This is a genomic window from Gemmatimonadota bacterium (assembly GCA_026705765.1).
GTDB lineage: Bacteria > Latescibacterota > UBA2968 > UBA2968 > UBA2968 > VXRD01.
Genome location: JAPPAB010000022.1, coordinates 21,017 through 35,217 on the forward strand (window position 1 = coordinate 21,017; position 14,201 = coordinate 35,217).

The following is a 14,201-nucleotide window of genomic DNA, read 5'->3' on the forward strand; positions in this document are numbered from 1 at the left end:
CCATGTCCAATCCCAACATCATCTACATCTACGGCGACGACCTGGGCCGCGGCATGCTCTCCTGCTACGGCCAAAAACACTTTCAAACCCCCAATATCGACCGCCTCGCCCGCGAAGGCTTGCAATTCACCCGCGCCTATGGCTGCATCTTTTGCGCCCCGGCGCGCGCCAGCCTCATGACCGGCTATCACGACGCACACGCGGGCCGATGGACCTTCACCAGAGGCGGTCTCTACCGCCCCATGGCCGAAGGCACGATGACCTTTGAACACATCGCCGAACTCATCAATAATACCGGCCTTCAAGAACGCCCCGACGAAGTCTTTCTCGCGCAAATCGCGCAACGCGCTGGCTATGTCACGGGACAAATCGGCAAACTCGAATGGGGCTTTGCCACAACACCAGAACGCATTCATCGGCATGGATGGGATTACCACTACGGCTACTACGATCATCAACTCTGCCACGGCTTCTATCCGCCATTCCTCTTTGAAAATGGCGACATCTTCGAAATACCCGGCAACACCCATCCCGACTGCGGCAACCACCCCGGTTCAGAATCCCCGGAAAACGCGGCCATCCGTCACGACATGACCGGGAAAGTCACCTACTCCCAGGACCTCTTCAACGACAAAATCGTCGATTTCCTCCGCAAAAATCGCAACCAACCCTTCTTCCTCTTCCACCCTTCGCAACTGCCCCACGGACCCATCTCCGTTCCCGAAATTCACCCGGGTGTAAAAGACGCGCCAGAACTCACCGGCTTTGAAAAAGAATACGCATCCATGATCCTCCGCCTCGACGACACCGTTGGCATCATCCTCAATGAACTCGACGAACTCGGCATTGCCGACAACACCATCGTCTTCTTCAGCTCTGACAACGGCCACGAAATCTACGCCGCACAACAAGGCCGCACCGTCAAAAGACAAAGCCTCGACGGCATTCGCTATGACGACATCACCACCCGACACACAACAGAACAAAGCGGTGATGTATTTAATGGCAACGACGGCATGGCCGGCCTCAAATGGACGAGCTGGGAAGGCGGCACCCGCCTGCCCTACATCGCGCGCTGGCCCGGTCACATCTCCCCCGGCACAACCGATCACATGATCGCCAATTACGATTTTATGCCCACGCTATCCGATCTCACAGGACAGGAAACACCCGACTGGAAAGACGGCGAATCCTTCTTACCCACCCTTCTGGGCAAAGAGCAACGCCCCCACGCACCCGTCGTCTTTTCCTCGCGCCTCGGTCCCGCCCTCACCACAGCCGACGGCTGGAAATTGCGCCACATCAACAAAACCAACGGCTTTCAACTCTACAACATCCTGGACGACTACCGGGAAGAAAACGACCTCGCTGCCGAATATCCCGACAAAGCCGATCAACTCGCACGCCAACTCCTCAGGGCCTGCGACGGCAACTTTGCCCACGGCAACCCCGATATGCATCTGGCGTACATCCATTTAGGGGAGGACACATGAACCATCTCACACCCGATGACATCGCCCAATTCGACGAAGAGGGATACCTCGTATTCGAAGGCCTCTTCGACCACGACCTCAACGAACGCATCAAAGCCGATGTCGATCAACTCATGATCGACCGCGAAACGGACAAACGCCGCATGCTCATGGCGTATCCAGAACTCGGCCTGCTCACATCTGAACCGAGCGTTGTAGATCGCGTGGCCGATCTGATGAAAGGCAAAAAATTCGTCCATCACCACATCCACGCCCGGTGGCAACTCCCCGGAGAACGCGGGGTAGCATGGCATCAGGATTACGCACAAATCCCACACACAAATCGCTCGCACCTCATGGTCCACGTATTCATGTACATGGACGGCCTGAACGGCGAAGTGGGCGACCTCCTCGTCATGCCCGGCACCCACAAAAAAGTCATGGCCAACGATGCCTTTCGCCAATTTCAATTCGAAGACCTGCCCGGCTCGCGCACCATCGACAACCTGACCCCCGGCTCCATCATCATCGTCCACTCCGCCCTGCAACACGCCCGCCGACCCAAACCCGGCGGTGGCATTTACAAACGCTACTTCATCGACACCTCCTACTGTGAAGAAGGTATCCTCTGGCCCTCCTATCCCAACATCGCCGAAATCAACCGCGTCGCCCTCGAAACCGGCTGTGATCGGAACGGCAAATACGCCTTCCTCTACGACACCAGCCAGTTCTTTGAGCGCAGGGATTACATGGATGCGCTCAATGAGAAAAATCAGGGCAGTATCGTGTTGCAATTGTAGCATGCGATCATCCCATGGGAAACAAAATGTACTTGATTAAATAGAGACATTGTATATTTATTACATGATCTAATCACCCAATAAAAACGAGAAAGGAAACTGCCATGGCAGACAAACCCGTCTTATTGACCGACGAGCAAATGCAGCAATTCATCCGCGATGGATATTTGATCCTCCACCCCGACTTCCCGGAGGGATTTCACGAAAAAGTCTATAAACGCATTGATGAATCCTTCGAAAAAAACAGCGGCAGAAATCCCGGCAACAACCTCCTCCCCGCCGTACCAGAACTGCAAGACGTATGGGATCACCCCATTGTCCACGGCGCATTTTCCAGCATCCTCGGACCCGATTATTATCTGCACCTGCACCGTCACGTACACGAAAGCCGCCCGGGCAGCGATGCGCGCACCATGCACAAAGACAGCTTGCACAACAGCCGATTTTGCGCCGACCAAAACCGCCGCCATCACCACTGCCGCTGGATGATGGCGATGTATTACCCCCAGGACACACCCCGCGAAATGGGACCGACCAGCGTAACCCCCAGATCGCAATACATCACCGCCCGCGACCAGGATGGAGAACACCTCTTCACAACCGGACCCGCGGGAACCGTCGCACTCATCCACTACGACATCCTGCACAAAAAAGAAGCCAACTACACGGACATCACGCGCCACATGGTCAAATTCCTATTCACGCGCATGACCGAGCCTACCGAACCGACATGGGATCACAGCGATGAAACATGGGTCGCATCCGACGATCCACAAGAACCGATATGGCAGGCCATGTGGGACTGGCACCTGGGCAAAGCGCCCGAACATGCGAGCAACGGAGGATCAATCGAAACCCTGAGCGGGCAACTCGCCAATCCAGACGAAGCCGCTGCCCTCCATGCCTCCTACACCCTCGGATTACAGGGTGAAAAAGCGATCCCCGCCATGATCGACGCACTCAAAGACACGGAAGATGAGAACCCACCTCGAAACGCCGGATACGGATTCACAAACGTCGGCGAAGTCGCCGTACCCGCACTGATCGACCTCACCAAAAATCCGGACTCCAAAATCCGCATGCGCGCAGTCGATGTACTCGGCGACCTGGGCTTGCGAGCAAAATCAGCCACGCCCGACCTCATCGCCCTGTTGCAGGACACCGACGAAGACACACGCGCGCATGCCGCGGAATCCCTGGGCACCACCAGTCAGAACAGCACGGAAGCTGTGCGCCCCCTCGCCGACATCCTCGCCACGGATGAAAGCGACTTTGTGCGACGCAATGCCGCCCTCTCCCTCGCGCGATTGGGCATCCATGCCGAAGAAGCCATTCCCGAATTGGCAGACGCCATGCGCGATGGCAACCACTACGTTCGCGGATTTGCGGTACACGGCCTCTATCGCATCGGCACGCCCGAAGCGCTCAGAGCCGCCATGCATCGCCTCCAGGCACTGCGCTGGGACAGCGAACCCAGAGGTCAGACACAAAGAAGACCTAAAAAGGTAGCTTAAGAGATGGTCTATAACCCCGTGACCAAACACATCTCAACGCCTTTTGCGGAAAACGTCTCCCCCGACAACGCCCTGCCAGAACACCCGCGCCCTCAAATGGTGCGCCAACACTGGCAAAACCTCAACGGCTTGTGGGACTACGCCCTCGAACCCATCGGCACCACCAGCGCACCTGATACCTATCAGGGTCAAATTCTCGTACCCTTTGCCATTGACGCCCCCCTCTCGGGCATCATGGAAATTCTCCGCCCGAACCAGCGTCTCTGGTATCGCCGAAATATCACCCTTCCCGACGCATGGGCGGGCAAACGCGTACTCCTCCATTTCCAGGCATCCGACTGGGAAACCAGTGCCTATGTCAACGGTGAGAAAGCGGGACAACACCGCGGCGGATACGACCCCTTCACCTTTGACATCACCGAACACTTAACAGACGGCGCGAACGAACTCATCGTCTCCTGCTGGGACGCCACCGAGCAACAGCCGCAAGCCCTGGGCAAACAAATCATGCCGGAAAACCGCCAGGGATTTCGGTATCAACCCACCGGCGGCATCTGGCAAACCGTCTGGCTCGAAGCCGTACCAGAGCAATCCATCCGCACCCTTCGCCTCACACCCGATATAGACGCTGAAAAGATAGATATTACTGTCTCAGGCGAAAACTTGAAGAATTGCCAAATTCAAACAATCGCCTACGACGGCAACCGGCAAATCTCCGAAGCAACCGGACGGGCCGACCGCACCATCTCCCTCAACATTCCAAACGCAAAACTCTGGCATCCTGACCACCCCTTCCTCTACGACCTCAAAGTCAAAGTCCAGCACAACGGCGAAACCATCGACACCATCGACAGCTACTTCGGCATGCGAAAAATAGCCATTGGCAAAGACGAAAACGGCATCAAACGCTTCCTCCTCAACGACCAACCCATCTTTCAACTCGGACCCCTGGACCAGGGCTATTGGCCCGACGGCATCCTCACCCCGCCATCTGACGAAGCCATCCTCTTCGACCTCCAGTACCTCAAACAAATCGCCTGCAACATGGTGCGCGTACACGTCAAAACCCATCCCGACCGCTGGTACTATCACTGCGACCGGCTCGGCCTATTGGTCTGGCAAGACATGGTCTGCATGCCCAAATTCGGACAAAACGTCACCCCCGAAGCCGCACAACAGTGGCAGACCGAATTTGACAACATCATGGACTGGCTCCACAACCATCCCAGTGTCGTCCAGTGGATCATCTTCAACGAAGGCTGGGGGCAGCACGACACCGAACGCCTCACAGACCACGTCGCACAACGCGACCCCTCTCGCCTCGTCACCAGTGCCAGCGGCTGGGCCGACATGGGCACGGGCGACATCTGCGACATACACGACTACACCTTCTACCCCGCCACAGCGCAACAACAAAGCGCGAATGACCGCATCGTCCTCCTGGGCGAAGCGGGCGGATTCAACCTCTGCATCCCGGGCCACACCTGGTACGACCACGAAGAGCCATCCGAACACATCGACCACATCAACGACATCACCCGCCCCACATATCCGACGCCCCAGGCCATGGAAGAAGACTATCGCTTCTGGGTCGAAAACCTCCGCGCAATGGTCGGCCTCACCCCCCTCAACGGCGTCGTATATACCCAGATCACCGACGTCGAACACGAACTCAACGGCTGGCTCACCTACGACCGCAAAATCTCCAAAATCGACCCCGACGAACTCGGCAAAATCCACGCCACACTCTGGGATCCCCCGCAATTTGAAACCATCATCGGTCCCCACACCGAATGGCGATACAGCACGGGCGACGTATCTACCCTCCCCTCCATACACACCTCGCCCCGCGACAACCTGCCAAACTGCGGCGGCGACTGGTGTCAGACGCACTTCGACGATTCATCCTGGAACGCGGGCAAAGGTCCTTATGGCACAGCAGAAGACGCCCTCATCTATCTCCGCACCACCATCGACCTGAACCAGCGCCCCGATAAACCCCTATTCTACGTCACCTCATCTGCCGACTGCCAGATCTTCATCAACGGCCAACTCATCCGCAGCCTCCGCGTCAGGCAGCACTCCGCACCCATCTCGGAAACCTGCGCCATGCTCCATCCTGATGAATACGATCTCCTGACCCCTGGCGAAAATACCATCTGCGCCATCCTCTTACCCTCTCAAAGACCCTCTTATCTGAGCGTTCAACTCCTCGACATGAAATAAGGAGACACATGCAACCCAACATCATCATATTCCTCGTCGATGACATGGGTACGGGCGACACCAGCGCGTATCAGGACTGGACCGGCAATCGCGACGACGAACAACTCCACACCCCCAGCCTGGAACGCCTTGCGCGCCTGGGCGTGCGCTTTACCGATGCACACACCCCATCAACCGTATGCACCCCCACGCGCTACGCCCTCCTCACCGGACGCTATTGCTGGCGCACGCAACTCAAACACAAAGTCGCCTTTGGTCCCCACTATCCGCCACTCATAGAAAAAGAACGTCCCACACTCGCCACCATCCTCAAAAAAGCCGGATATCGCACGGGCATCTCGGGAAAATGGCACGTAGGTCTCACCTACACAAAATCCGACGGCTCACCCGCCGAGGGATGGGACGACGCAGACGTGCGCCAACCCCTGACCGACTGCCCCGAAGAACACGGCTTTGACTACCACTTCATCACCAACCGAAGCCATGGAACCTCTGCCAATGCGGGCTGGATCGAAAACCGTCGCTGCATCGGCGCAACCGGCAAAAACCCTCACGACATCGCGGGTTACGACCTGTATAAAACCGGACCCATGAACTTCCAGCACGCCGTCGGCTTTCTCGATGATCATCTCACAAAAGACACAAAACAACAGCCCTTCTTCCTCTACTACGCCGCCAACTCAAACCACACACCCCACACGCCCTGCGACGCACTCAACGGCGTACCCATCACGGGACAGGCGCATTTCAAAAACGGCAACCGCGAACTCTCGCGCCCACACGCCACCACCAACGACCCCAATGGCTGGGAAAGCACCGAATGGGGCAAACAGCGCGACCAGGTCGGCGGCTGCGAGCACAACACACCCGAACGCCTCGACTTCATATACGAAAACGACGTCGCAGTCGGCCAATTGCTCAACTACCTCGAAACCCACGACGACCCGCGCAACCCCGGCCACAAACTCATCGACAACACCCTCTTCATCTTCTCCAGCGACAATGGCGCAGAAAACGCGGGCAAAGAATCCAGCGGCTACTACCGCGGCCGCAAGGCCCACATCCACGAAGGCGGCCATCGCGTACCCACAATCGCCTTCTGGAAACAGGGCAACATCGGCGACGGCAACGACGCGACCCCCGGGCGCACCAGCCACATCACCTATGGACTCAACGACCTCATATTATCCATCGCAGACCTCGTCGGCATCGAAGCATCCTCACGCACGGGATTTGCCGAAGACAGCACCAGCATCGCGCCCTTCCTCACCGGCCTACAGGATGATGAATTTGAACCCCACCCCCTCGTCCTCCACGACGACTACATCATGGGACCCATGCTCTCGCTGCGAGATGGCGATTGGAAATTGATCGTCGGGCAAGAACTCATCGTAGAAGGCGAACTAAAACACCACGCCCTCTTCAACTTAAAAGACAACCCCACAGAAGACGAACGCCAGAACCTCATCGCATCAGAACAACACAGCCACCTCGTTGAATCCCTCTCAGCAAAACTGCTGGACATTTACCACCAGAGGAACACCCATGCAAACGCCCTTTCCCGCTAAACTGCCACTTGAAAAACCAGACCGCGAACTCAGCGCCTCGATGGAGCGCATGTACGATATATGGAACCCCCATGAAGATCGCGGCAATGAATTCTTCAGCAACTTCAAATACTCCCCCCTCGAAGGGTTCTCACGAGAACCCAACGTCTCTCGCCGCGACCCATCCAAAGTCCTCCGCATCGACGGCACTTATTACGTCTGGTACACATGCCGGCGCACAAAAGGTCCCCCCGTCGGACACGAAAACGCCACCGACGAAATCCCCTCTGTCGATTGGGACCTCGCAGACATCTGGTATGCCACCAGCGAAGACGGCTTTCACTGGAAAGAACAGGGACCAGCCGCCACGCGCCTACCAAAAGGCGAATTTGGCTGGCGCTCAAACTGCACCCCCGACATCCTCGTCTGGAAAAACAAATACTACCTCTACCACCAGGCATACAGCGAAGTCATTCAAGGCGGCGACTCGTGCCCCGTCACCATCGCCATCGCCGACTCTCCCCATGGACCCTGGACGCGACTGGGTAGGCCGATCGTAGAACCCGGCGGACCCGACGACTGGGACTGCAACTGCATACACGACCCCTTCCCCCTCATCTACAAAGGCAAAATCCACATGTATTACAAAGGCTCGCCCGGTCAAAAACGCGGCGGCGCAAACATCATCCGCGCTCAGGGCGTTGCCATAGCCGATCACCCGGAAGGACCATACCAAAAATCACCGCTAAATCCCGTCCTCAACTCCGGCCACGAAACCTGCCTCTGGCCCTACAAAGAGGGCATCGCCGCAATCGTCAGCCTGGACGGACCCGAAAAAAACACCGTACAATACGCGCCAGACGGCCTCCATTTTGAAATGAAATCCCTGCTCCAAGTACCCCCCGTCGCACCCGGACCCTTTGTACCCGACGCATTTGCCGACAACGGCGACGGCCGCGGCATCACCTGGGGACTCTGCCACATCAACCCGGACGGCGGGGGCAGCATGAGCGAATCCGTCCTCGCCCGATTCGACTGCGACCTCAGCCGCGACACAGACCGCCCCCTATTCAAAAACAACAACCTGCGCTTTGACGAACCCACCTACTTCCAGCGCGTCCTAAAACTGCCCGAATACCTCCAAAAGCAAATCCTCAAAGAACAGAATGACACCGATCAAAACACCATCGGAACCTTCAAGGAGCCATCATGAAAACGATCTACCGATCAACACTCGTGCAAGGGATATGCTGTTTCCTGCTCATCGGCGGACTGCTCGCCCCAGCCGCAGAGGCCGTTAAATTTCGCACCGAAGAAGGTCAACTTCAGCAATCAAAATTCGTCATCACCGTACCGGAGTCCTGGAATGGAAAACTCCTGCTGCTGGCGCACGGCCATCGCTCCGAAAATGCGCCCTTGAGCGCCGAATTTCGCACAGAGTCACCCACGTACCAGCATTTGCTTGCCGATGGCTGGATGATCGCATCTACCAGCTACCGCCGCAACGGAGCGATCGTCGTCGATGCGGTAGCGGACATCGAACTGCTACGCCAGCACATTGTCCAAACTTATGGCGCGCCTGAACGTGTAATTGTACAGGGCAGCTCAATGGGCGGCGCGATCGTGACCCTGATCGCCGAGACCGCTCCCGAAGGTTATGACGGCTTGCTCGCGTTGGGGGCGGCACTGCAAGTGCGGGATGCAGAGCAACCCCACGAATGGCGTTATACCCCACGTCTCCCGTTGCTCTTCCTCAGTAACCAGAGTGAAGCGGAGGGACCCCAGGCGTATATCCAGAAAGCGGCAAAGGCACCGAGTGTGCCAGTATTCTGGTCTGTGGCACGCGACGGACACGTCAACCTCAGAGAGATCGAACGGGAAACCGCGTTGCGCGCGCTCGACGCCTATCTGGACACCGGTAAGATTGAACGAGACAAAGATGCGACCATCGCGCCGAATCATGTGTCGTCTGCGAAATTTGTGGAAGGTGGGGCTTACACAAAGATAGAGAGCATCTCCTCGACCTACGGCAACATCAACACCGAATTTATCGAAGGCGACCTGCAGCAACTTGGCATCTCTCCCAAAACCCGTTTTCAGGTCAGCTATGGGGAACAGACATTCACAGTGTTGCTTGCCACCACCTATGGAGACGTACCGCGCGGAGAGTGGGTTGCATTCCTGACAGTGGAAGGTCGCTTGAGGATCGCTCGCAACTACGAAAACGCCTCAAAGACACTTGGGTGTAAGGAGGGCGACAAAATCTTCATCGCGCCCGCCGAGTAAACCTTATAGGAGACCCAATGCCCAATCCCAACATCGTCTATATCTTCTTCGACGACCTCGGTTACGGGGACATCAGCTACCTCAATTCCGAATCCAAAATCCAAACACCAAATATGGATCGCCTATCCGCTGAAGGCATGTGCTTCACCGATGTCCACTCGTGCTCCGCCGTGTGCTCCCCCTCGCGCTACGGCGTCTTAACCGGACGCTATTGCTGGCGCACCCGACTGCAAAATGGCGTCCTCAACGGATACTCAGAACCCCTCATCGAACCCGACCGCCTGACCGTCGCATCCCTGCTCAAACAACACAGATATCACACCGCTTGCATCGGCAAATGGCATGTGGGATTAAACTGGACGCGCAAAAAAGGCGTCCAGCACCTTGAAGATTACAGATTGGGATGGGATCGCGGCGAAGCCATAGACTTCACCCAACCATTTACCGGCGGACCGTGCGACCTCGGATTCGACTACTTTTACGGCATCTCCGCATCCCTGGACATGCCGCCCTATGTCTATCTCGAAAACAACCGCACAATCTGCGAGCCAACAGCCCGTGCTCCCCAGGGCCTCTTTGGCCGCGAAGGACACGCTGCGCCGGGCCTCAAACCCGAACACGTCATCCCGGACCTCACAAAAAAAGCGGTCTCCTTCATCGAAGAAAACGCAGCAGACAAACAGCCCTTTTTCCTCTACTATCCCGTAACCGGTCCCCACACGCCCATCGCGCCAAACAAAGCATTCACAGGCAAAAGCCAGGCCGGCAAATACGGCGACTTCGTCGTCGAATGCGACTGGGCAGTGGAGCAAATCATGGACGCTGTTGAAAAAGTGGGCGCCACCGACAACACCCTCTTTATCGTCACCAGCGACAACGGACCAGAACGCTTTATGCACGCGCGAAAACAAGAATACAACCACTACAGCGCCTATCACTTCCGCGGCTGCAAACGCGACAACTGGGAAGGCGGACATCGTATCCCCTTCATCGCCCGCTGGCCCGAAAAAGTCGCCGCCGGATCCTTCAGCGACGAAACTATATGTCTCACAGACCTCATCGCAACAGCCGCCGACATTGTCGGCCATACCCTTCCCGAAAATGCCGGCGAAGACAGTTGCAGCATCTTACCCATCCTGACGAGTCAGAACGCGACACCCATCCGCGAAGCCACCGTGCATCACTCTTCCAAAGGCGAATTTGCCATCCGCCAGGGCAAATGGAAATTGCTCCTCCACCAAAGCTCCGGCGGCAATGATTATCCCGACGATCCCCCAGATAATGCCCCCGGCCAACTCTACGACATGGAAACCGGCTACCGAGAACGCGAAAACCTCTACGCGCAACACCCCGAAATCGTATCCCGATTGACCGACCTGCTCAACCAGTACAAAACAAGGGGACGCAGTGTCCCCGCATAAACCCGGAGGAAGCGATGAACGCTTCGGACCTATTTGTCAAAGCACTGGAAAATGAAGGCGTGGAATATATCTATGGCGTGCCCGGAGAAGAAAACCTCGCCTTTCTGGAAGCCCTTCGCAAATCGAGCATCAAACTCATCCTGACTCGCCACGAACAGGGTGCTGCATTCATGGCTGCAACCTACGGACGGCTCACGGGCAAAGCGGGCGTCTGCCTTGCCACACTCGGTCCCGGCGCAACCAACTTTGTAACAGGTGCAGCGTATGCCCAACTGGGTGGCATGCCCCTGCTCATGATCACGGGCCAAAAACCCATCAAAAAGAGCAAGCAGGGCCAATTTCAGATCATCGATGTCGTAAGCATGATGGAACCCCTCACAAAATACACCCGACAAATCGTCAACGTAGATATGATTCCCTCCATGGTGCGAGAGGCATTTCGCCTCGCGCAAGAAGAGCGCCCCGGCGCTGTACACCTGGAACTCCCGGAAGATGTCGCCGAAGAACCCGTTGATGAACACACCACGCCGGTCTTTAATATCAGCACCTGCAGACGCGGCGACGCCAATGAACGCGCCATTGACGACGCGGTAAAAATGATCAAAGAAGCCACGCGCCCCTTGCTCCTCCTGGGCGCGGGCACCAACCGCAAGCGCATCTGGGAATCCGTGGCGCACTTCCTCGACAAAACCGGCATCCCCTTTTTCAATACCCAACTGGGCAAAGGCGTCGTTGGCGGTCTCCACCCCCTATTCCTGGGCACCGCAGCACTCTCCGATGGCGACTATCTCCACTGCGCCATTGAACGTGCCGATCTGATCATAAACGTCGGACACGATGTCGTGGAAAAACCGCCATTTTTCATGTCTCACGACGAAGGGGCAACCCGGGTCATCCACATCAACTTCCAATCCGCCGTGGTAGATAATGTCTATTTTCCACAACTGGAAGTAGTAGGCGACATTGCAAACACGATCCAGCGCCTCGCCGACAAAACCGGCAAAACAGCCTCGCACGACTTCGACTATTACATGCGCATCCGCGACCAGATTCAGGAACACATTCGTCTGGGAGAAAACGACAACAGCTTCCCGATAAAACCCCAGCGCCTCGTCTGGGACGTCCGCAAAGTCCTGCCCGAAGACGGCATCATTGCCCTGGATAACGGCGTGTACAAAATCTGGTTTGCGCGTAACTACCCAACCACGCAACCCAACACCGTCTTGCTGGACAACGCCCTTGCCACCATGGGCGCGGGCTTGCCCTCGGCAATGGAAGCAGCGCGGTTTTATCCCAACCGGCGGGTCATGGCAATCTGCGGCGATGGTGGTTTTATGATGAACAGCCAGGAATTGGAAACAGCCGTAAGACTCAACCTCAATCTCGTCGTCCTGATCTTGCGAGACAACGCCTACGGCATGATACGCTGGAAACAATACGGGATGGGGCTTCCCGATTTTGGACTGGAATTTGACAACCCGGATTTTGTCATGTACGCCAACAGCTACGGCGCGCAGGGGCACCGCGTGAAATCCACAGAAATGACCGTACCCCTGCTGGAGAAATGTTATACCAGAGGCGGCGTACACCTCGTCGAAGTGCCCGTGGATTACTCTGAAAACCAGAAAGTGCTCGTCGATGAACTACAAGCAAAGACTTGTTTATTATAAATTTATTGCTTTCCGGTTGTTTTTCAGAAAGTATTTTTCAACAAATCTGTTGACAAATATTTACCAGCTAACTTAAAATATAACTCCAAATTTATCTGCAAGACATAACAAAAAACTCGCGGTTGACTCTTCCCCTGCCCCTTGCCATAGGCGAAGGTGCAATAGGCTTGTTGAATGAGCCTCAAGAACAACTCATTGAACTGCAAGCAAAGACCTGTTTATTATAACTTTATCGCTTCTCTATTGTTTTTTTCGTAAGTATTTGTCAACAAAATCGTTGACAAATACTTGCCAACAGTGCAATAAATAATTTGCATCAGTACCGCCTTAATCTACCGGGTCAATTAACGTCCCCATAGTTGACGAGCAATCCCCACCCGTTTCTGTTCCAATCTTTGGGCAAGCGTCTCTAACTGTTTATGATAGCTGATATCAACTTTGCCACTGAGCAGGCACTCGCCAAGCCTCTTCAGACCTGGCAAAGGCTCACCGGTGTTTGACCGTAGCAAGTTGTCCAGAGTCAGAGCCTCAAGAGATTGTGATTCGAGGCCCTGATCACTGGCATCAACGAGAAGTTGTCCGAGCTTCTTCTGATCTGGATCGGGCGAACCGATCTCTCCTCGTCCCAGCCGTTCAATTACCCTATCTATCAGCACGGCATACGCTTCGACATCTGCGTAAACGCCGGTCAGTAAACTCAAATTACTCATGTTGCCATCTCCTCCTGAAGATAGAAAAAGCCCAACGGTTAGAAAGAGTCCGTTGGGCTTCAGAAAAATAAGATCCGATTACACCTTTCGCCGCACTTCAATTACAGACGCTTGAGTAACTGATTATAGGCTGCATGCGATCCTATCCAAAACCAGAAAATATGATCTCTGTCTCGCAAACCCAATGCTCGATACCCCATCCCAATGCGAACAGCAAAGATCGGTTGACGCGGACTGACACGCTTGAATTGGAGACTGGAGTGATAGGGATTTGAGCGCCACAGTTGGTAAGCCTGGGCAGCTTGCCTTTGAGCCTGGGAAGAAAGCCTGTAGAGTCGCCTTCGAAACTCTCTCGTAATACTGGACGTCATTGCTGAGACTGATTAACAGGAAAAACATCATCAAGTGGCACTGTATCACCCGCATCAATTTCCTTTCGCGCTGATTCAGCCAAACGATCCCACTGCTCATCAGTTGTAGCCTCAAAACGTTCTGTCCAAGCCTGATCATCTTTCAGGTCAGCTATAATACGTGCGGCAATGGCATCCCGCTGGT

The 14,201-nt window shown here is 55.6% G+C and carries 12 protein-coding genes; 9 read left to right on the forward strand and 3 right to left on the reverse strand.

Annotated elements, in window-relative coordinates; all coding sequences use genetic code 11:
* Positions 1-2: 2 nt before the first annotated feature.
* The 9 genes from OXH16_02540 to OXH16_02580 all read left to right on the forward strand — a co-directional run bounded on the left by OXH16_02540 (position 3) and on the right by OXH16_02580 (position 12,936).
* Positions 3-1,493 (forward strand): sulfatase-like hydrolase/transferase, encoded by a 1,491-nt coding sequence (locus OXH16_02540; protein MCY3680247.1) that lies wholly within the window; start codon positions 3-5, stop codon positions 1,491-1,493.
* Entirely contained in the window at positions 1,490-2,272 is a 783-nt protein-coding gene (locus OXH16_02545; protein MCY3680248.1) for a phytanoyl-CoA dioxygenase family protein, read from the forward strand. Before OXH16_02540 ends, OXH16_02545 begins: the two co-directional genes overlap by 4 nt.
* A gap of 104 nt (positions 2,273-2,376) precedes the next feature.
* On the forward strand, positions 2,377-3,786 hold the full coding sequence (locus OXH16_02550; protein ID MCY3680249.1) for a HEAT repeat domain-containing protein: 1,410 nt from the start codon (positions 2,377-2,379) through the stop codon (positions 3,784-3,786).
* Positions 3,787-3,789: 3 nt separating this feature from the next.
* Complete coding sequence (locus tag OXH16_02555) at positions 3,790-6,012, forward strand: glycoside hydrolase family 2 (protein MCY3680250.1); 2,223 nt, start codon at positions 3,790-3,792, stop codon at positions 6,010-6,012.
* An 8-nt stretch (positions 6,013-6,020) separates the two neighbouring features.
* Positions 6,021-7,580, forward strand: coding sequence for a sulfatase-like hydrolase/transferase (locus OXH16_02560; protein ID MCY3680251.1), 1,560 nt, complete (start codon positions 6,021-6,023; stop codon positions 7,578-7,580).
* The gene (locus OXH16_02565; GenBank protein MCY3680252.1) at positions 7,558-8,772 is read left to right on the forward strand and encodes a glycoside hydrolase; all 1,215 of its coding nucleotides are present in this window, start codon (positions 7,558-7,560) and stop codon (positions 8,770-8,772) included. The genes OXH16_02560 and OXH16_02565 overlap by 23 nt, the downstream gene beginning before the upstream one ends.
* Positions 8,769-9,845: an SAM-dependent chlorinase/fluorinase gene (locus OXH16_02570; protein MCY3680253.1), complete on the forward strand. Its 1,077-nt coding sequence runs from the start codon at positions 8,769-8,771 to the stop codon at positions 9,843-9,845. Before OXH16_02565 ends, OXH16_02570 begins: the two co-directional genes overlap by 4 nt.
* Before the next feature lie 17 nt (positions 9,846-9,862).
* Positions 9,863-11,266, forward strand: a complete 1,404-nt coding sequence (locus OXH16_02575; protein ID MCY3680254.1) for an arylsulfatase — start codon at positions 9,863-9,865, stop codon at positions 11,264-11,266.
* Between the two features lie 14 nt (positions 11,267-11,280).
* Complete coding sequence (locus OXH16_02580) at positions 11,281-12,936, forward strand: acetolactate synthase large subunit (GenBank protein MCY3680255.1); 1,656 nt, start codon at positions 11,281-11,283, stop codon at positions 12,934-12,936.
* Between the two features lie 344 nt (positions 12,937-13,280).
* Here the strand turns inward: OXH16_02580 and OXH16_02585 are convergent, their stop codons facing one another.
* The 3 genes from OXH16_02585 to OXH16_02595 all read right to left on the reverse strand — a co-directional run.
* The gene (locus OXH16_02585; protein ID MCY3680256.1) at positions 13,281-13,646 is read right to left on the reverse strand and encodes a hypothetical protein; all 366 of its coding nucleotides are present in this window, start codon (positions 13,644-13,646) and stop codon (positions 13,281-13,283) included.
* 101 nt (positions 13,647-13,747) lie between these two features.
* On the reverse strand, positions 13,748-14,017 hold the full coding sequence (locus tag OXH16_02590) for a hypothetical protein (GenBank protein MCY3680257.1): 270 nt from the start codon (positions 14,015-14,017) through the stop codon (positions 13,748-13,750).
* The coding region (locus OXH16_02595) for a hypothetical protein (GenBank protein MCY3680258.1) at positions 14,014-14,201 on the reverse strand (188 nt) is incomplete at its 5' end. The genes OXH16_02590 and OXH16_02595, both read right to left, overlap by 4 nt.